Below are 238 nucleotides of genomic sequence, written 5' to 3' on the forward strand. Positions count from 1 at the left end.
ACCGCCATGAACGATGTTCTGGGGTTTCTCACCGAGAACTGCTGCGGCGGCAATGCGTGCTCGCCTGTAACAGCATGCTGCGAGCCAGCCACTACTACCGAATAATCAACGCCTGGAACCGTCAGGCCTTCACGCCAAGGAGTCACCATGTCCACTAGCCAACAGAAGACCTACAACGTTCTTTTCCTCTGCACCGGTAATTCGGCTCGCAGCATCATGGCCGAAGCACTGCTCAACA

1 protein-coding gene is annotated in these 238 nt (G+C 55.9%); it reads left to right on the forward strand.

The features are described 5' to 3' along the window. Nucleotides 1-147: 147 nt before the first annotated feature. A partial coding sequence (locus AKL28_RS24260; protein WP_462491137.1) for an arsenate reductase/protein-tyrosine-phosphatase family protein occupies nucleotides 148-238 on the forward strand: 91 nt, incomplete at its 3' end.

This window comes from Herbaspirillum chlorophenolicum, from assembly GCF_001189955.1.
In the GTDB taxonomy this organism is placed as follows: Bacteria; Pseudomonadota; Gammaproteobacteria; order Burkholderiales; family Burkholderiaceae_D; genus Herbaspirillum; species Herbaspirillum chlorophenolicum.